This window comes from Paenibacillus sp. FSL W8-0194 (genome assembly GCF_037969745.1).
Lineage (GTDB): Bacteria > Bacillota > Bacilli > Paenibacillales > Paenibacillaceae > Paenibacillus_AQ > Paenibacillus_AQ cookii.
Genome location: NZ_CP150205.1, coordinates 4183128 through 4200219, shown reverse-complemented (window position 1 = coordinate 4200219; position 17092 = coordinate 4183128). Strand labels below are relative to the sequence as shown.

16 protein-coding genes are annotated in these 17092 nt (G+C 55.9%); 15 read left to right on the top strand and 1 reads right to left on the bottom strand.

Annotated features, from left to right (window positions below; genetic code table 11):
* Positions 1-40 precede the first annotated feature (40 nt).
* The gene (locus tag MKY58_RS19180) at positions 41-307 is read left to right on the top strand and encodes an NAD(P)H-dependent oxidoreductase (RefSeq protein WP_339321650.1); all 267 of its coding nucleotides are present in this window, start codon (positions 41-43) and stop codon (positions 305-307) included.
* Positions 308-987: 680 nt separating this feature from the next.
* On the opposite strand, the gene MKY58_RS19175 is transcribed toward MKY58_RS19180, so the two are convergent.
* Positions 988-1866: a LysR family transcriptional regulator gene (locus MKY58_RS19175; protein WP_339321649.1), complete on the bottom strand. Its 879-nt coding sequence runs from the start codon at positions 1864-1866 to the stop codon at positions 988-990.
* A 178-nt stretch (positions 1867-2044) separates the two neighbouring features.
* Here MKY58_RS19175 and MKY58_RS19170 point away from each other — a divergent pair, with 178 nt between their 5' ends.
* The 14 genes from MKY58_RS19170 (at position 2045) to MKY58_RS19105 (ending at position 17077) form a co-directional block, all read left to right on the top strand.
* A complete protein-coding gene (locus tag MKY58_RS19170) occupies positions 2045-3280 on the top strand; it encodes an amidohydrolase family protein (RefSeq protein WP_339321648.1) in 1236 nt (411 codons plus the stop codon).
* A gap of 30 nt (positions 3281-3310) precedes the next feature.
* Positions 3311-4543, top strand: coding sequence for an amidohydrolase (locus MKY58_RS19165; protein ID WP_339325203.1), 1233 nt, complete (start codon positions 3311-3313; stop codon positions 4541-4543).
* 178 nt (positions 4544-4721) lie between these two features.
* Entirely contained in the window at positions 4722-5930 is a 1209-nt protein-coding gene (locus MKY58_RS19160) for an acyl-CoA dehydrogenase family protein (protein WP_339321647.1), read from the top strand.
* A 172-nt stretch (positions 5931-6102) separates the two neighbouring features.
* A complete protein-coding gene (locus MKY58_RS19155) occupies positions 6103-6720 on the top strand; it encodes a LysE/ArgO family amino acid transporter (protein ID WP_339321646.1) in 618 nt (205 codons plus the stop codon).
* 254 nt (positions 6721-6974) lie between these two features.
* A complete protein-coding gene (locus MKY58_RS19150) occupies positions 6975-7601 on the top strand; it encodes a nitroreductase family protein (protein WP_339321645.1) in 627 nt (208 codons plus the stop codon).
* A 162-nt stretch (positions 7602-7763) separates the two neighbouring features.
* Complete coding sequence (locus MKY58_RS19145) at positions 7764-8402, top strand: phospholipase D-like domain-containing protein (protein WP_339321644.1); 639 nt, start codon at positions 7764-7766, stop codon at positions 8400-8402.
* 186 nt (positions 8403-8588) lie between these two features.
* A complete protein-coding gene (locus MKY58_RS19140; RefSeq protein WP_339321643.1) occupies positions 8589-10424 on the top strand; it encodes a UbiD family decarboxylase in 1836 nt (611 codons plus the stop codon).
* A gap of 399 nt (positions 10425-10823) precedes the next feature.
* Positions 10824-11648, top strand: coding sequence for an ABC transporter permease subunit (locus tag MKY58_RS19135; RefSeq protein ID WP_339321642.1), 825 nt, complete (start codon positions 10824-10826; stop codon positions 11646-11648).
* A 15-nt stretch (positions 11649-11663) separates the two neighbouring features.
* Positions 11664-12704, top strand: coding sequence for an ABC transporter ATP-binding protein (locus MKY58_RS19130; protein WP_339321641.1), 1041 nt, complete (start codon positions 11664-11666; stop codon positions 12702-12704).
* Positions 12705-12731: 27 nt separating this feature from the next.
* On the top strand, positions 12732-13922 hold the full coding sequence (locus MKY58_RS19125) for an extracellular solute-binding protein (RefSeq protein WP_339321640.1): 1191 nt from the start codon (positions 12732-12734) through the stop codon (positions 13920-13922).
* Positions 13919-14812: an ABC transporter permease subunit gene (locus MKY58_RS19120; RefSeq protein ID WP_339321639.1), complete on the top strand. Its 894-nt coding sequence runs from the start codon at positions 13919-13921 to the stop codon at positions 14810-14812. The genes MKY58_RS19125 and MKY58_RS19120 overlap by 4 nt, the downstream gene beginning before the upstream one ends.
* Before the next feature lie 17 nt (positions 14813-14829).
* Positions 14830-15312 (top strand): hypothetical protein, encoded by a 483-nt coding sequence (locus MKY58_RS19115; protein WP_339321638.1) that lies wholly within the window; start codon positions 14830-14832, stop codon positions 15310-15312.
* Complete coding sequence (locus MKY58_RS19110; RefSeq protein ID WP_339321637.1) at positions 15293-16291, top strand: CehA/McbA family metallohydrolase; 999 nt, start codon at positions 15293-15295, stop codon at positions 16289-16291. The genes MKY58_RS19115 and MKY58_RS19110 overlap by 20 nt, the downstream gene beginning before the upstream one ends.
* Positions 16292-16354: 63 nt before the next feature.
* Entirely contained in the window at positions 16355-17077 is a 723-nt protein-coding gene (locus MKY58_RS19105) for a glycerophosphodiester phosphodiesterase (protein ID WP_339321636.1), read from the top strand.
* The last annotated feature ends 15 nt before the right edge of the window (positions 17078-17092 follow it).

Genomic DNA, 17092 nt, shown 5'->3' with positions numbered 1-17092 from the left:
TTTAGAACCGTTATCCAATAAAAACAGGGAGGAAAAACACATGTTGAACATTGCCATCATTATCGGAAGCACGCGCCCGGGGCGCCACGGAAAGGCCGTAGCGGATTGGGCGTACGACATCGCCAAACGGCGGGAGGACGCCAGGTTCGAAATCGTCGACATTGCCGATTATAACCTGCCGCTGCTGGATGAGCCGATGGGGGCGGCATCGGGCCAATACACGAAACCCCATACGATCGCCTGGTCGGAAAAAATCAAATCGTTTGACGGCTACGTTTTCCTTGCTCCGGTATTTCGTAATGGGTAGAACGTATCGTAGATAAGCATCGATAGAATGACGTTGGTAAACAAGCATTTTAGCAGATAAGGGTAGGCAGACAAGCGTCGCCGGGCAGTTCATGGAGAAATTCATCATCCTCTGAAATGTCTACGGAGGCACAAACAAGATTTGATCACTGTGCGTAAGCTGTTCTCAAATTCTAAAGGTTGTGACAGCGCCTATGTGGCTTCAAATGGTTCTCTGTAAGTTCTAACGGTTACCAATGGGGTTATTTGCAAGATTACCGTATGAATTTCCGCCAAAATGCCCAAATAACGTCAACCAGAACCGTTAAAATATCATAACCTCCATTTTCCCGGCATTAACCGCTGTGGCAACCGTTAGAAATTTACTTCCCTACTTTGATTTGCCCCCCTCACTCCTCGCGTCCAATTGTACCCTCGATTCCCTACATCTCCTCACATTCAATTGGTCTCCATAGTTCCTTATATCTCTTTGAATTCAATGGTCTTTTTACTGGACTGTCAATAGTAAATCAGACAACTTTTTTAAGGGGCTTTGCTTTGGCTTTTTAGCAAGTGCAAAGAAAAAAAAGAGAAACCCAGCGTCTCTAAGGCGTGGGTTTCTCGACAATCTGAACACGCCGGACACGGCGTGTTTTTGTTTTCGTTTGCACCGGGTTCCTTTCCTCGCATGCAAAAGGACGATCACTGGCGCTCCTCTTGAATCAGCTCGACAAAATGCTGGGCCGTTGCGGACAAATGATGGCCTTTGAGCCAAATCAAGCCGGTGGCGCCGGTCAGCTGGGGATCCGTTATTTTGGCGGCATGGAGGTTCCCGTCGGGAATTTGGCGGGTAACCGTCTCGGGCACGATCGCCGAACCGAATCCGGAAGATACAAGCTGGAGAAGCAGCGGAATGTCGGAGCATTCGGCGACGATGTTCGGTTTCAGCTGCCGGGCGGTGAACGCCATGTGAATCGTGTAGTGAACGCCCAAACCTTCCGTGCTCGGCAGGATCAGCGGCACGTCTTGGAGATCGGAAAGGGACACTTCCGAACCGCTTCCGCGCATCTTTGGCGACGTTAGGCAATAAAACGGCTCCGTATGCAAATGGATGACCGAAAACGCGTCCAACTCCAGGGGCAAACGGATGATCGCAAGCTCCAGCACCCGGTTTTTGACCAATTCGCACAGGCGGGAGGATTCGTTTTGCTGGATTTTGTACGTTACATGCGGATAACGGTCCTTGAACCGGTGCAGCAAGCCGGGCAGTTCCACGGAAGACAACGTGTTGATCCCGATGTTCAGGCTGCCTTTTGCCCCTTTCCCGACCTCCATCACTTCGGAAACGGCTTCGTCCATCAGCTGCGTCATTTGCAGGGCATACCGGTACAACGCTTTACCGGATGCGGTCAGCTCAAGCGTTTTGCCGCTGCGTTCGACAAGGCGCGTTCCCAGTTCGTCTTCCATCGCTTTCAGCTGCTGGCTAAGCGGCGGTTGGGACATATGCAGCCTTTGGGCCGCGGCGGATATCTTCCTCTCCTCCACGATGGCGATAAAATATTTCAGTTGCCTGATATCCATGATTCCCCTCCATAGGTCCAGAGTACATCTACGATGCCGAGGTTAGACGGTTTATCTATATGATTAAAGTTTGCAATTGAAATGTTATTAATATTTTTCATATAGTCATCCCCATGTTAGCATAGATGATACGCAATCCGATAGATCCAATTTCGAACAGGCAGGAGGCAAAAGACGGATGCAAAACGACCATTTTTGGTTCACCCATGTGCGGCTCGAAACAGGCTACCGCCTCGAAAACGGGGTCGTGACCGGCACGGAAACGGGCATCTTCCATATGAGGGTCGAACAAGGGAACATCGCGCAAATCGAACCGGAAACGTTTGTTTTCGAGGATTCGCTGCCCAAACGGGACATGAACGGGAAGCTGATGCTTCCTTCGTTCCGGGACATGCATATCCATTTGGACAAAACCTACTACGGAGGACCGTGGAAGGCTCCAAGCATCGCGACGAACGGCATTTTTACGCGATTCGAAGAGGAAAGGGAGCTGCTGCCGAAGCAGCTTCCGGTGGCGAGGGAACGCGCGGGCAAGCTGATCGAGCTGCTGCTGCAAGCCGGAACGACGCGGATCCGCAGCCACTGCAACATCGATCCTTCGATCGGGCTTCAAAACCTGGAGGCAACGCTCCAAGCCGCCGAGGATTACAAAGGAAAAGCGGGGATCGAAATCGTGGCGTTTCCGCAGCACGGGCTGCTGCTCAGCCAATCGGTTTCCCTCATGCGGGAGGCTTTGAGAAACGGGGCGTCTCTGGTTGGAGGCGTCGATCCGGCGACCGTGGACGGCGACATCGAAAAATCGCTGCAGACCACGATGGAGCTTGCGGTGGAGGCGAATGCGGACATCGATTTGCATATTCACGACGGGGGACATCTCGGGTTGTTCACGTTCCAGCGGCTGGCCGATTTGACGGAAGAAGCAGGCTGGCAGGGTAGAGTGACCATAAGCCATGCGCTGGCGCTGGCCGACATTCCGCAGGAAAAAGCGGCGGCCTTCGCCGACCGTCTGGCCGGCTTGGGGATATCGATCGCTTCCTCCGTGCCGCTTGGGCGGACGATCCCGATTCCGCAGCTGCATGAGCGCGGGGTGAAGGTATGGCTTGGGGACGACAGCATTACCGATCACTGGTCCCCGTTCGGCAAAGGGGACATGCTGGAAAAAGCGGGAACGCTGGCGGAACGTTTTCACCTCGTGGACGAGGTCGAGCTGGGGCAAACGCTTGGGTTTATTACCGGGGGCGTGACGCCGCTGAACCGGAACGGCGAGCGGATGTGGCCGCGCGTCGGGGATGAAGCAAGCGTCGTGTTCGTGGACGCCGGCTGCTCGGCGGAAGCCGTGGCCAGAAGGTCTGAGCGGGTCGCCGTCTTTTTCAAAGGCAATCTTGTTGCCGGGGCGCTTCCGGCCGCCCGCTGAACTTATGTCGAATAGAAAGGATGACCTATGATGGAACATCGCTATTGGTTGATTAATGTCCGTTTGGAGAGCGGTTATGAGACGACGGACGGCGTCGTGACCGGCACGAAAACGGAAGTGCGCCATCTGCTGATGGAGGAAGGGAACATTGCGCAAATTGTTCCGGCGGACCGGCCGATCGAAGACGGGCTTCCGCAAATCGACGCGGGTTACCGCCTTGCGCTGCCATCTTTTATTGAAAAGCACTGCCACCTGGACAAAACGCTGCTGGGCGGCCGCTGGAGACCGGTCACGCCGGTGAAGTCGATTTTCGGTCGGCTCGACGAGGAGAAGACCTTCGACGCGTCGCGCACCATCGCCATTCGCGACAGCGCGGCGAACTACCTGGAAGCGTCTTTAAGATCGGGGGCCACCCATATCCGGACGCATGTGGACATTTTTCCGGAGGTCGGGCTTTCCCACTTGGAAGAGGTGCAGCAGGCGCTGCATCTATACAAGGACAAGCTGTCCCACGAAATCGTGGCGTTTCCGCAGCAGGGGCTGCTTCGTTCAAATGCGGAAAAGCTGGTGCGGGAAGCCGTCCGGCAAGGCGCGGGTTATGTCGGCGGCGTCGATCCGGCGACGGTGGACGGAGACATGGAAAGATCGCTGCAAACGATGGTGACGATCGCCGCCGAGGAACATGCGGGAATCGACCTGCATCTGCATGATCCGGACCGTCTGGGCATTTTTACGATCAAGCGTCTGGCGGAGCTTACCGTCGAAGCCGGGCTGCAAGGCAAAGTGGCCGTCAGCCATGCCTTCAGCCTCGGGGACATTCCTGCTGCGCAGGCGGCGGAAATGGCGGATATGCTTGCGGACGCGGGCATCACGATCATCACGAGCGTTCCGATGGGCCGGAAATTTCCGCCCGTGCGGCTGCTGCATGACCATGGGGTTGCGGTCGCCGTCGGCTGCGATAACGTGTTCGACATTTGGTCGCCGTTCGGAAACGGGGATATCCTGGAACGCGCAGGCCGACTGGCCGAAATTTCGGGCTTTGCGAACGAACGCGCGCTCGGCCAAACGCTGGGGTATATCACCGGCGGCGTGACCCCGCTGGATGAAGCCGGCGTTCAGGCTTGGCCGAAAGCAGGAGACGAAGCCAACCTGGTGCTGGTCGAGGCTTCTTGTTCCGCCGAAGCGGTCGCCAGAAGATCCAAGCGGGCTGCAACCTTGTACAAAGGGGTTGTCGTCGCAGGCGCTTTGGATCAAGAACCATAAAATTCGGCCGGTCCATGACGGCAAAAGCCGCAAACACGGAAGCGTGTTGCGGCTTTTTTTTGCGCCCATGTTTTTCTCCGGAATCGGGGCCCGGGAGGAATCCGGAGAAACGTTTTGGAAATTCCGACTAAAAGGGTATACAATAAAAGGAATGAAGCAGCAGAGGGGAGAATGCCGCATGAATTCCATCCAATCGGATCCTTTTGTAAGAAATGAGCGCGAAAAAGGCATCGCAGCCCGGTCCGACCGGCTTGCGGCCTTGTTTGCGGAACGTGCAGCGCTGCACGACCGCGAAGGGTCGTTTCCGTTTGAAAACTTTGAAGATTTGCGCGAAGCCGGGTATTTGGCATTAACGGTGCCGCAAACATTCGGCGGGGAAGAAGCATCCTTATATGAAATGCTGCTTGCGCAAGAGCGGCTTGCCAAAGGAGACGGGTCGACGGCGCTGGCCGTCGGCTGGCATGTGAGCCAAGTGCTGCAGATGAGGATCAAGCAGTCGTGGCCGCCGAAGCTGTACGCGGATTTTTGCCGGAGCGTCGTCGAGCAAGGCGCCATGATCAACCAGTTTGCAAGCGAACCTTCCACGGGCAGCCCGAGCCGGGGAGGACGCCCGCAGACCTCCGCAACCAAAACCGAGGGCGGTTACCTGTTAACCGGGCGCAAAACATTCAGCTCGCTGATTCCGGTCCTCGATCAGTTTACGGTCACGGCTTTCGTCGAAGACGAGGAACGCATCGGCACGTTTTTCGTGCGCAAAGGTCCCGGCGTCGGCATCGACGAAACCTGGGATACCCTCGGCATGAGGGGAACCGGAAGCCATGATTTGCTGCTGGACGGCGTGTTCGTGCCGGCGGAGGAAAGAATCGACGGAAACGAAGGCGGCGGTCAAGACGCCGGGGAAGGGATGTCCGACCACGGGGGCGCGCTGCTGCATATCCCCGCATGTTATTTGGGCATCGCTTGGGCGGCCCGCGATTTCGCGGTGCAATTCGCCGCGGATTACCGGCCGAGCAGCCTGCCGGGACCGATCGCGGAGCTGCCGCATATCCAGCAAAAAATAGGGGAGATGGAGCAGGAGCGGATCACCGCACGCACGCTGCTGTACAGCGTCGCGGATCGCTGGGACCGTTTGCCTGAAGAGCGGGCTTCCATGAGGCCGGAGCTGGGCCTCGCCAAAACGGTGGTGACGAACGCCGCGATTCGGATCGTCGATTTGGCCATGCGGATCGTGGGCGGATCGAGCCTGTCGCGCAGCCTGCCGCTCGAGCGGATGTACCGCGACGTCCGCGCCGGCCTGCATAACCCGCCGATGGACGATTCCGTCATCGCCATGCTTGCCCGGCGGGCCGTTGAAGCATGCAGGAAAGGAACGAACCTGGCCGAGTGAATCGAGGGGCAAGCCTCCGGAGAAATCCGGAGGCTTTTTTGCGATGAACGGCGCCCGGCTATGGCCCGGCGGATGCATCTATGCGTCGATGCGGATTTCGGTATACACAGATCCGGGGTTACATGGTAGGATATAGCTTATATCATTTTGACGAAAGAGGATTGTTGAACGTATGCTTACTGCAATCATCCACGGTATCCTGCTCGCTTTCGGGCTGATTCTCCCGCTCGGGGCGCAAAACGTGTTCGTGTTCAACCAAGGCGCTTCGCAGCCGAAATTCAGGGGGGCCATACCGGTGATCGTGACGGCGGCCTGCTGCGACTCGCTCCTGATCCTGCTTGCCGTTCTCGGCGTTTCCGTCGTCGTGTTTACGATTCCCGTGCTGCAAACGGCCATCTTTGTTGTCGGCCTCGCCTTTCTGCTGTATATGGGCTGGTCGATCTGGAAAAGCAAACCGGCCAAGCTGGACAAGCGCGAAGCGGCATTGTCGCCCAAAAAGCAAATCATGTTCGCCATGTCGGTATCGCTCCTGAACCCGCATGCCATCCTCGACACGATCGGCGTGATCGGAACCAGCTCTCTCGGCTATACGGGCGCGGACAAACTGATGTTCACCGTCGCCACGATGGCCGTGTCCTGGATCTGGTTTTTCGCGCTGGCGTTTGCGGGGAAAATGGTAGGGGCGGTCGATACCGGCGGCCGGATATTAAACGTAATCAACAAGCTGTCCGCCTTGGTCATTTGGGGCGTGGCCGTCTACATCGCGTTGAAGCTGCTTAAGCTGGTTTGACGCGGTCCAAAGAGGTTTTTGAGCAGCCTAGAGCAGCTGCCGGCGAGAGAACCATACAAAGAAGCCATCCCGAATTCGTCTTAGGTTTTTGGGGTGGCTTTTTTTCTCGGTCGGCGCGATCGAACCGAATAACGGCGGCATTTTCCCGGGCACTATCGCAGCTGAAATATATAACTTACTTTTTTAAAGTACATGTGATAAAATAAGCTTAATCATACCGCTTGGAAAAATATACATAGAGGAGAAGATGCATCATGAGCCAGTTTCAACAATTGGTGCAGGCCCGCAGATCGGCCAATAAGTTTAAGATGGACGTCGCCATCAGCGAGCAGGAGCTTCACGACATGTTCAACCTCGTCAAATTTGCCCCTTCCGCGTTCAATTTGCAGCATGCCCGTTATGTGGCCGTTACGGACAAGGAACTCAAGGATAAAATATACGAGGCCGCCCATAAGCAGTACAAAGTCAAAACCAGCTCGGCCGTCATTGCGGTCCTGGGTGACCTGGAGGCTTACCGGAACGTCGGGCCCATCAATGAGGGGCTGCTGAATCTGGGAGTCATGGACCAACGGGAATTCGATGAAACCGTCAGCGATGTCACCCGCATGTACGAGGAGGGCGGCGATCAATTCAAACGGGACGAGGCGATCCGCAACGCAAGCCTGTCCGCCATGCTGTTCATGCTGATTGCCAAGGACAAAGGCTGGGATACGTGCCCGATGATCGGTTTTGATCCCGAGCAGCTGCGGCAGGTGCTGAACATTCCGGACCGTTTCGTGCCCGTTATGCTGATTGCCGTCGGGAAAGAGGACACCGAAAAGCAAAGGCCCCGCGGATACCGCAAACCGGTCGGCGAGTTCGCGTCGTTTAACGGATTATAAAAGAATGCCGGAAGAATCGTCTTTCCGAAAAGGGCGGTTCTTTTTTCATTTTGTCGTCCCCGCAAGGCGCGGCAAACGCTGCTCTCGATTGGAAATCCGCCCTAATTTTGTTACGATGGTAGGCAGTAAAAACGCCGACATCCATCACGAGGAGGAATACTTATGAAAGCTTTCCGACAGCTTTTCTGGATCGCTTTGCTGTGCGTTGCCGTTACCGGCTGCTCCGGAGGCGGAAAACAGGCCGAAACCGTCCAACCGGCGGAAAACGGGACAAGCCCGACACACCCGGCAAGCACGGACGCTTCGCAAACGACCTCGGCAGGGGGCAACGCATCCGCCGACATCCAGGCGTATTTTACCCAGGAGGGGGATCGGCCGGAGGAGGCGATCATCGAGCTTATCCATGAGGCGAAAAACACGCTCGACATTGCCATCTATAGCCTGAACTACAAGCCGATCGTGGATGCGATCGAAGATGCCGCCGACCGGGGGGTTCGGGTGCGGATGTTGACCGACCGCGAACATGCGGAAGAGAAAAGCAAACAGCGGGATGCGCTGCAAAGACTGAAGAAGGCCGGCATCCCCGTCAAAATAAACCGCCATGAAGGCAAAATGCATTTGAAAATGCTGGTGGCCGACGGCGTCCATGTGGAGGCGGGATCGTTTAACTATTTGGACTCCTCCGTCAAAGAAAACGACGACGTGGCGGTCATCATTCGCGACGAACAAGTCGGCCGGAGGTTTGAGGCTGCTTTTGACAAGATGTGGAACGACAAGGACCGTTTTGAAGACGACAAGTAGCCTTTCGCTTGGCCGGATGTAACAAAATGATGAACATTGCCTTTCCAGGCATTCGGGTGCATGAATATCGTTTGACATCCACAGGGAGTTTTGTTTTAACTATATTTAACGTAGTAGCGCGTACTAGAAGCGAAAAGCTGGAACCAACAGCTGGAACAAACTCTCATGGAGATTGGAGTCATACCATTGTATCGGAATTTGGAAGAATGCATCGTTGACCTGGAAAAACACGGACATTTGGTCCGGATCAAAGAAGAAGTCGATCCTTATCTGGAGATGGCCGCCATCCATTTGAAGGTGTATGAAGCGGGCGGCCCCGCGTTGCTGTTCGAAAACGTCAAAGGCTCGAAATATAAGGCGGTATCCAACCTGTTCGGCGATATCGCGCGCAGCAAGTTCATGTTCCGGAGCACCTGGGACCGCACCCAAAAGATCATCGCCCTGCGGGACGATCCGATGAAGGCGCTGAAACACCCGTTTCAAAACATCGGGAACGGATTCGGGGCGCTGAAAGCTCTGCCGCTCAAAAAAGGAAGCGGGGTGCCCGCCGGTTTTCAGGAAATCCGGATTTCGGACCTGCCCCAAATCCAGCATTGGCCGATGGACGGGGGCGCTTTTGTGACCTTGCCGCAGGTGTATTCCGAAGACCCGGACAAGCCGGGGCTCATGAATTCCAACTTGGGCATGTACCGGATTCAGCTCAGCGGCAACGATTATGTGCAGGATCAGGAAATCGGCCTGCATTACCAGATCCACCGCGGCATCGGTGTCCATCAGGCCAAGGCTAGCAAAAAGGGAGAGCCTCTAAAGGTCAGCATTTTTGTCGGCGGTCCTCCGGCCCATACGCTGTCGGCGGTCATGCCTTTGCCGGAAGGACTGAGCGAAATGCTGTTTGCGGGTCTTTTGTCCGGGCGCCGTTTCCGGTACAGCTACGCCGACGGTTATTGCATCAGCCATGATGCCGATTTTGTCATTACCGGCGACATTTACCCGGACGACACGAAACCGGAAGGGCCGTTTGGCGACCATTTGGGCTATTACAGCCTGACGCATCCGTTTCCGGTGATGAAGGTCCATAAGGTGTACGCAAAACATAACGCGATTTGGCCGTTTACCGTCGTCGGGCGTCCGCCGCAGGAGGACACGGCGTTCGGCGAGCTGATTCACGAACTGACGGGCGACGCGATCAAGCAGGAAATCCCGGGTGTCAGGGAAGTGCATGCCGTCGATGCGGCCGGGGTTCACCCGCTTCTCCTTGCGATCGGCAGCGAGCGGTATACGCCGTATCAACGGGTGAAGCAGCCGACGGAACTGTTGACGCTGGCCAACCGGATTTTGGGGACGGGGCAGCTGAGCCTTGCCAAATACCTGTTCATTACCGCCGAAGACGACCGCCCGCTCGATACCCACGATATCGCCGGATTTATGGCCTATATATTGGAGCGGATCGATCTGCGCCGGGACATTCATTTTTATACGAACACGACGATCGATACGCTCGATTATTCGGGAACCGGTTTAAACAGCGGCAGCAAAGTCGTTTTGGCGGCATACGGGGATGCCAAGCGGGAATTATGCCGCGAAGTGCCGCAGGTGCTTCAGGAACTGCGCGGATACGAAAATGCGCGTCTGGTCATGCCGGGCGTCGTTGCGATTCAAGGCCCTGCTTTCGAGAGTTATGACAAGGCGGAGCGGGAAATGAACGCTTTGAGCGAAGCGTTGGCGGCCCAAGGACCGCTGGATGGCTGCCCGATGATCGTGTTATGCGACGACAGCACGTTTGTTTCCGACACGATGTCCAATTTTTTGTGGGTCACGTTTACGCGCAGCAATCCGTCGCATGACATGTACGGCGTGAACGACGGCGTGCGGCACAAGCATTGGGGCTGCGACAACATGATCATCGACGCCCGCGTCAAGCCGCATCAGGCGCCGCCGCTCATACCCGATCCGGCCGTGGAAAAAAACATCGGGCGTTTGTTTGCGAAGGGCGGAAGCCTGGAAAACGTGAAACTGAAATGACATCAACTTAATAAATGACTTGGAGATAAGATCCTAGGGCGATTCAACGCCTTGGGATCTTTTTTTATTCCGGCGGTTTCTTACGCTGCCCGAACAAAAATCGCCCTTCCCCTTAACAAGAACATGGAACGGATTTAACATTCGGTCCTTAAGCTTAAGGAGGAATAAGCGACAAGGAGGCTGGGACAACAGGAGAAGACGTTCCGTGATGAAATTGGTATCGATACCAATGTTCGAACCGCCATTTTGCGGGCAGCACCCGCCAGGCCGTTCGTTCATCATCGGTGCCGAAATCGGCCGGTAGACGGCGAGATAGGTAGCAAAGCGAAAATGATGCGGGTTAGGTTTGTTCCAATTGGTATCGATACCAATTTTGAAAATGTTGGAGGTGATCGTTCATTGAGCTGGTACTTTAAACAACTGGGCCGCAGGAAAATTTTGGAATTCGTCATATTCGCCCTGTTCATATTCTTTTTTCTGGGTCCGCTGATCAATCTGGCGCTGCTCGCTTTCTCGGGGCAATGGCAGTTTCCGGCGGCGCTTCCCCAAAGCTGGTCTTTGACCTGGTGGAAATACGTGCTATCACAGCCGGAAATTTTGAAATCGATCGGTCTGTCGTTTCTTATTGCGAGCGTGGTTACCGCGTTGTCCATCGTTATCTGCGTGCCGGCCGCTTACGCTTTCGCGCGCATCCGGTTTCCGCTCAGCCGCTGGTTTTTGTTTTCGTTTCTGCTGACCAACGCGTTTCCGAAGATGGGCCTTTACGTCGCCATCGCGGTGCTTTTTTTCAAGGTCGGCCTGATGAACACGTTCGCGGGCGTCGTGCTGATCCATATCGTCAATACGCTGATGTACATGACCTGGATTCCGTCCGCCTCCTTTAAAAGCGTGCATCAAGCGCAGGAAGAGGCGGCTCGTGATGCGGGAGCGGGACCGCTGCGCGTGTTCCGGAGCGTGACGCTGCCGATGGCTATGCCGGGAATCATCGTCGCGTCGATCTTCACGTTTCTGTCTTCGCTCGATGAAGCACAGGGAACGTTTATGGTCGGCATGCCCGATTACAAAACGATGCCGCTGATTATGTACGGAGCCGTTCAGGATTATCCGGCCACCGCAGGAGCCGTTTTTTCGATTCTGCTTACGCTGCCGACGATCATTCTGCTGTTTGTCTCGCGGCGCTTCGTCAGCGCGGACGTCATGTCCAGCGGCTTCACCATGAAATAGCAGGGAGGTATGAAAGTGACTGCACCGATCCAATTATCGATCCAAAACTTAACGAAACGTTATAAAACCGGCGACGGCGTGAGCGGGATTTCGCTCGAAATCGCCCGGGGGGAGCTTGTGACGCTGCTCGGGCCTTCCGGCTGCGGCAAAACGACGGTGCTCCGTTCCGTGGGGGGATTTCTCGAGCCGGACTCCGGGGACATTCAAATCGCCGGCAAAAGCGTGCTGCACCTCCCGCCGGAAAAACGCCCGACGGCGATGGTGTTCCAGAGCTACAATCTGTGGCCGCATATGACCGTCTATGAAAATTTGGCTTTCGGTTTGAAGATCAGGAAACAAAGCAAAGAGCAAATCCGGGAAGCGGTAGACCGCGCGCTGCGCCTCGTCCGGCTTCCGGGAACGGAGAAGAAACGTCCCGGCGAGCTTTCGGGCGGCCAGCAGCAGCGGGTGGCCGTCGCCCGCGCCCTGCTGCTCGAGCCTGCGGTGCTCCTGCTCGACGAACCTTTTTCGGCGCTGGATGCGAAGCTGAGGAGCGAGCTGCGCGAGGAACTGCGCGAAATTCAGTCCATTGCCAAGCTGACAATGATGTTCGTTACGCATGACCAGGAGGAAGCGTTGTCGCTGTCAGACCGGATCATCGTCATGAACCGCGGAAACATCGAGCAATCCGCGTCCCCGCAGCATATTTACGATGCGCCGGCGACGTTGTTCGTCGCCAATTTCATCGGCCGCATGAACATGCTGGACGGCATGGCTGACGAGGAAGGCATCCGGCTGAACCGGTATAGCCTGGCCAATCCGGAGGAATTGCGGGGAGAGGTCGTCGTTGCGGTCCGTCCGGAAGACGTCAAATGGGACGATCCTTCCCGCCCCGGTCTGGCCGCTGCGGTCAAGCAGGTGATGATTCTGGGGCATTATGCGGAAATTACGCTCCTGACGGAGTCCGGCATCCTGAGGATGTTCCTGCCCCGCGAAGAAGCGGGCCGGCTGACCGGCGGACAAGCGGTATCCTTGACTTTCGGCAAATACAAGGCTTTTGCGAAAACATCCCGTTAAACGGGCTGACTAGGAGGAACTTTAGCGATGAGTATAAACCGTGGATTCAAACGTAAAGGAAAAGCGATGCTTCTTGCAACTTTGGCGGCCGTGACGCTTCTTGCCGGCTGTTCTTCCGGAACGGGCAAAAACGGCGCGGGCGACTCTGCAGCGGGAGGCGCTTCGGATGGCGGCTCCGGCAGCCCGACGGAAATTTCGTTTTATTTCAGCGGCTCGCAAAACGTGCAGGAGCTGTGGGAGCATCTGAAGGACATGTACGAGCAGAAGCAGGACAAGGTGAAGGTCAAGCTGGTGTACATTCCTTCCGGTCAAGGCGAGCAGGCGACGATGAACCGCATCGTTGCAGCCAAGCGCGCCGGGAAAGACAGCGTCGACGTCGATTTGTATGAAGCCAACGGAGGATCCGACATGGCCGCCGACAAAAAAGACGGGGTGTTCGAAAGCTTGAGCGAGCAGCAGATTCCGAATCTGAGCCTGATGAACCCGGCGAACATGAAGGATTTGAACTATAAAGCCGTTCCTTACCGTTCTTCCTCCGTCCTGCTGGCCTATAACAGCGAGAAAGTGCCTTCCCCGCCGACAACGCTCGACGATTTGTATGCGTGGATCCATGAGCATCCGGGGCGGTTTGCCTACAATGATCCGGCAACGGGAGGCTCCGGCGAATCGTTCGTGCTGACGACGTTGTACAAATCCCTGCCGGAAGACGCGATCCACAATCAGGATCCAAACATCATGAAGGAGTGGGACAAAGGATTCGAACAGCTGAAGTCGCTCGGAAAAGACATGTATCAGAAGGGCGTTTATCCGAAGAAAAACCAGGGAACGCTCGACCTGCTCGCGAACGGGGAAGTCGACATGATCCCGGCCTGGTCCGATATGGCGCTCGAGCAAATTAACAAAAAGCTGCTGCCGGAAACGACCAAGCTGGCCCAGATCGAACCTGCATTTACCGGCGGACCGGGGCTTTTGACCGTGCCAAGCATGTCCAAGCATAAAGAAGCGGCTTACGATTTCATCAATTTCGTGTTGAGTCCGGAAGCCCAGGCGGAAGTGGTAAACGAAATTTACGGCTTCCCGGGCATCGAATGGTCCCATATGCCAAGCGAGCTTCAGGAAAAATTCAAGGGCGTTTCCGTCAGTTACCGTTCCTTTAACCTCGGCGAGCTGGAGTCCGAAGCGATGAAACGCTGGCAAAGGGAAGTCGCCGGACAATGAGCGGGCAGGGACTGAACATGCCTCTCGAAACGGGAAAACCGCTGAAAACGGCGTGGAACCGCCGCGGAGTCAAGCGCTCCGCGCTGGGCCTCGCCATGGTGATTCCTTCCTTTCTCCTGCTGCTCTTTATGATCGTGGTGCCGATCGTGACCTCGATCCGGGAGAGCCTGACCGGAAGCGACGGCGCATTTACGTGGGGCAATTACAAATATTTGTTTACCGATCCGGGCATGAAAGCCAATATTTTGTATACGTTGAATTTGACCGTGGTCTCGTCGGTGATCGTGCTCGTCATTGCATACATGCTGGCCGTGTTTTTAAGATTTTCGACGGGCAGGCTCGCGGGATGGATCGAAAAGCTGTATTACATCCCGATGTTTATCCCTTCCGTCATCGCCACGTACGGGATGATCAACATGTACGGGAATCACGGCTGGCTGGCGCGCATCCTGCTGCTGTTCACGGACGCCCCTTTCATGAAAATACTGTACGACTATAAAGGGCTGCTGCTCGCGAATTTATGGTTTAACATCCCGTTTGCGACGATGATGCTGAGCTCGGCTTTGTCCGGCGTGCCGAATTCCGTCATTGAAAGCGCCAAGGATATCGGGGCGGGAAAAATGCAAATTTTTTTCCGGATTATTTTCCCGATGACGTTCAAATCGATGCTTGTGGCCGCGACCTTTGTCGTGATGGGCATCATCGGCAGCTTCACCGCGCCGTTCCTCATCGGGCCGAATGCGCCGCAGGTGCTCGGCGTGGCGATGCAGCAGCAGTTTTCGGTCTATTATGAAACGGGCATTGCCAGCGCCTGTGCCGTGTTTATGTTCGCGATTTGCTCTCTGGTCGGATATTTCTATATCCGCAATATGATGAAGGAAGAACGGTAGAAAGGCGGGAATCGCGCATGAAAGAGCTGCTGGCGGTCGAAGGGGCTTTGACCCCGCTTAGTTCCAAAACGCATATCACGTACCAGCTGTATATTCCCAAAGGGATCGACGTTCTGGAAATTGATTTTGCGTATAACCCGAAAACATTGGATGACAAGGAAACCTCCAAACCGCTGATCGAGGAAGCGATCCGGAAATACGTCGATCCTGCGCTTCAAGAAATCTATTTGCCGCAGTGGGAAAAATTCCATCCGCTGCAAAACCTGTTGACGCTTTCCGTCGACGATCCGGACGGATTCCGGGGATCGGCGCACCGTCATCCGAACCACCAGCGCCACGTGTTGTCGCCGCAAACCGCTTCGCCCGGTTTTTTTGCCGGAAAGGTAGCGGAGGGCGTATGGAAAGTGACGATCAGCGTTCATTGCGTCGTGACGGCGGAATGCCGCTATCGGCTCCGGATCGGGGAAGGGGGAACGAGACATGAGATGGCTTCCGTTTGAGCTGCATACCCATACGCCGCACAGCGACGGCACGCATACGCTGCTCGAAATGTGCGCAAAAGCCCGGGAGCTCGGCCTTAGCGGCATTGCGCTGACGGATCATAACACCACGTCGGGCATGGCCGATGCGGCTTCGGTCACAGAAGAAACGGGTATCGCCATAATTCCCGGGCTCGAGTGGACGACCTTTTACGGGCATATGCTGACGCTCGGCGTTCCTTATTCCGAATGGCGCGATTTGGGACCGACCGATATCCATAAAGGAATCGACAGAGTGCATCGGCAGGGAGGCATTGTGGGCATTGCGCATCCGTTCAGCCTGGGGAGCCCGATCTGTACCGGCTGCCATTGGGAGTATGCAGTGCAGGATTGGAGCCGGATCGATTATATGGAGATATGGCACGAAACGCTGCCTCCGATGCGGAACCATAACGCGCCTGCGTTCGACATGTGGACCCGGCTGCTCAACGAAGGGTACCGGATTTCGGGGACGGCGGGCCGGGACTGGCACCGTTCGTCCGGTGAGGATGATCCGCCGGCATTTACCTACCTCGGACTTGCGCATGAAGCCGGGCTGCCCGGCACGGAGGACGTGGTGGACGCGATTCGCTCCGGCCGGATTTGCGTGAGTATGGGTCCTTTGCTTGAGCTGCAGATGACATGCGGCGAAGGCAGGTATGGAATCGGGGACGTCATCGACGCGGAAAACGCCGGAGCGGATGCGAGCTGCGAGCTGACGGTGCAGGTGACTCCATCGGCGCATCCGGGCCGCCGGTTGGGCACGCATGAGCCGGGACGAGTCATCATCGTCGAAACGAATGCCGGGGAAATGCTGCGGCTGCCGGTCAAGGAAGGAGCAGACGAAATTCGATGTTCCTTCGGCGCCAAAGACTTGAGGTGGATGCGGGTCCGCCTTTCCGGCATGCTGAACGGAGCCTTGACGACCATTGCCTTTACCAATCCCGTTTATTTTAAATAAGCACTTGAATCATCGTCAGTGCAAAGGCCCCGCTTTGCGGGGATATTTAGAGGAGGCTGTTTCATGAATGTGCCGCTGATTATCGCGCATACCGGCTGCGAAGGCACGCCGGACAATACGCTGGAATCCTGCCTTGCCGGATGGGATGCCGGTGCCGACGTGCTGGAAGTCGACGTTCAAGCGACGAAAGACGGCGTATGCGTCCTGCATCATGACGATCATCCCGCATTTGCGTCCTGCACCTATAAGGCGTTGGTGGAGGAAAATCCGCTGCGGCTTGAGGCGGGAGAAAGTCTTGTAAAGCTGGAGGATGTGCTCGTCCGGTTTAAAGGAACGCCCGTATCTTTTAACCTGGATCTCAAAAATGACGCGGCCGCCCTGCCGGCGGTAAAGCTGCTTGAGACCTTGGACATGTGGGAGCAGATTTATTTTACCGGCGCGACGGACCGGATTTTGAAGACGCCTTTTCATGCCAGGGTAATGCGGAATACCCCCGAAAGCTTAAGGGAACTGGGCTCTGTAGTCTATGAGGCGGCCGCCGAAGAGATATGCACCCGGGCGAAACAGGCCGGATGCGCCGGGATCAACGCGGATTTCCCTTCCTGCCGCGATTCTCTTGTGCGGATCGCCCATGCGTACGGCCTTCAGGTGTGGATCTATACGCTGCAGGACGTGAGGGAGATGAAGGCTTTTGCCGAGATGGGCGTGGATGCAGTGTCCGTGCTTGACGTATCGGGTGCCTCTGCGCTAAGAAGGCAGTGGACTCCCAATCGGGAATTACGATGATAAAGCATTGGAGAA

Excerpts from the sequence above, each read along its gene's own strand:
- MKY58_RS19180 (WP_339321650.1), top strand. The coding sequence starts at position 41 with ATGTTGAACATTGCCATCATTATCGGAAGCACGCGCCCGGGGCGCCAC.
- MKY58_RS19175 (WP_339321649.1), bottom strand. The coding sequence starts at position 1,866 with ATGGATATCAGGCAACTGAAATATTTTATCGCCATCGTGGAGGAGAGG.
- MKY58_RS19170 (WP_339321648.1), top strand. The coding sequence starts at position 2,045 with ATGCAAAACGACCATTTTTGGTTCACCCATGTGCGGCTCGAAACAGGC.
- MKY58_RS19165 (WP_339325203.1), top strand. The coding sequence starts at position 3,311 with ATGGAACATCGCTATTGGTTGATTAATGTCCGTTTGGAGAGCGGTTAT.
- MKY58_RS19160 (WP_339321647.1), top strand. The coding sequence starts at position 4,722 with ATGAATTCCATCCAATCGGATCCTTTTGTAAGAAATGAGCGCGAAAAA.
- MKY58_RS19155 (WP_339321646.1), top strand. The coding sequence starts at position 6,103 with ATGCTTACTGCAATCATCCACGGTATCCTGCTCGCTTTCGGGCTGATT.
- MKY58_RS19150 (WP_339321645.1), top strand. The coding sequence starts at position 6,975 with ATGAGCCAGTTTCAACAATTGGTGCAGGCCCGCAGATCGGCCAATAAG.
- MKY58_RS19145 (WP_339321644.1), top strand. The coding sequence starts at position 7,764 with ATGAAAGCTTTCCGACAGCTTTTCTGGATCGCTTTGCTGTGCGTTGCC.
- MKY58_RS19125 (WP_339321640.1), top strand. The coding sequence starts at position 12,732 with ATGAGTATAAACCGTGGATTCAAACGTAAAGGAAAAGCGATGCTTCTT.
- MKY58_RS19120 (WP_339321639.1), top strand. The coding sequence starts at position 13,919 with ATGAGCGGGCAGGGACTGAACATGCCTCTCGAAACGGGAAAACCGCTG.
- MKY58_RS19115 (WP_339321638.1), top strand. The coding sequence starts at position 14,830 with ATGAAAGAGCTGCTGGCGGTCGAAGGGGCTTTGACCCCGCTTAGTTCC.
- MKY58_RS19110 (WP_339321637.1), top strand. The coding sequence starts at position 15,293 with ATGAGATGGCTTCCGTTTGAGCTGCATACCCATACGCCGCACAGCGAC.
- MKY58_RS19105 (WP_339321636.1), top strand. The coding sequence starts at position 16,355 with ATGAATGTGCCGCTGATTATCGCGCATACCGGCTGCGAAGGCACGCCG.